Origin of the sequence: Roseisolibacter sp. H3M3-2, assembly GCF_029211165.1 — a bacterium.
Taxonomy (GTDB): domain Bacteria; phylum Gemmatimonadota; class Gemmatimonadetes; order Gemmatimonadales; family Gemmatimonadaceae; genus Roseisolibacter.
In genome coordinates this window covers 1-988 of record NZ_JARGEK010000698.1, presented here as the reverse complement: position 1 = coordinate 988, position 988 = coordinate 1, and the positions used below count along the sequence as shown (strand labels likewise).

The window sequence follows — 988 nt, the reverse complement described above, 5'->3', positions numbered from 1 at the left end:
CGCGGCGGTGGCGGCGCGGCTGGTGCGCGCCCACGGCTCGGCGTGGGAGGCGGTGTGGGCGCGCGCCGCGGCCGACCCGGCGCTCGCGGCGCGCGTCGACCCGGCGCTGCCGTACGTCGGCGCCGAGTACGTGCACGCGGTCGAGGCGGAGCTGGCGTGCACGCTCGCCGACCTGCTCGTGCGCCGCACCCCGCTCGCGTTCGAGACGCGCGACGCGGGGCGCGCGGCGGCACGCGTCGTCGCCCCGCTCGTCGCGCCGCACCTCGGCTGGGACGACGCCGCGGTCGCGCGCGCGCTGGCCGAGTACGACGCCGAGGCGTCGCGGCTGTTCGGGGTCGACCCGTGAGCCGCCGTCGGGCCGTCGTCAGGCCGCGGCGCGCGCCCGCGCCACCGCGCGCACGTAGTTGAGCCGCGAGTAGGCGCCCGCCGACAGCCATCCCGTCGCCGACTCGCCGCCGAGCACCGCGGCGCGGACGCGGCGCTCCGGCCACCCGGCGTCGAGCAGCCGGCCGATCTCGGCGATCGTGTCCTCGGTCCACCCGGCCTTGGCGGCCAGCGCCGCCGCCGGGTCGGGGACGAGCCCGCGGTGCGCGTCGAACAGGCGGCGCGGGCGCAGCGCCGCCATCGCGCGCAGCGAGCGGGCGAGCGCCGGGAGGTCCTCGTCGAGGTGCGCGATCCGCACGCGCACGTTGAGGAACAGGTCCCCGCCGAACAGCGTCTCGCGCTCGGGGTCCCACACCGCGTGGTGGTCGGCGGTGTGGCCCGGCGTCGGGAGGAGCACCAGCGGCGCCGGGTCGGCGGCCGGCGCGTCCGGGCGCACAGGGGTCGGCGTCCCCCAGGTGGCGCGGCGGTAGAGCGCGAGCGGGGCGCTGTCGGCGAGGGCGGCGCGGGTGGCGTCGGCCATCGCCAGCGGGACGCCGCGCGCCGCGCGGGCGGCGGCGTTCCCCGCGTGGTCCTCGTGCGCGTGCGTCAGCACCGCGCCGCCGAG

General features: G+C 80.9%; 2 protein-coding genes. One reads left to right on the top strand and one right to left on the bottom strand.

The window, feature by feature from the left end; all coding sequences use genetic code 11:
- Positions 1–346, top strand: a 346-nt coding sequence (locus tag PYV61_RS25815) for a glycerol-3-phosphate dehydrogenase C-terminal domain-containing protein (RefSeq protein ID WP_275836757.1), incomplete at its 5' end; no start/stop codon positions are given.
- An 18-nt stretch (positions 347–364) separates the two neighbouring features.
- On the opposite strand, the gene PYV61_RS25810 is transcribed toward PYV61_RS25815, so the two are convergent.
- On the bottom strand, positions 365–988 hold a 624-nt coding region (locus tag PYV61_RS25810; protein ID WP_275836756.1), incomplete at its 5' end, for an MBL fold metallo-hydrolase.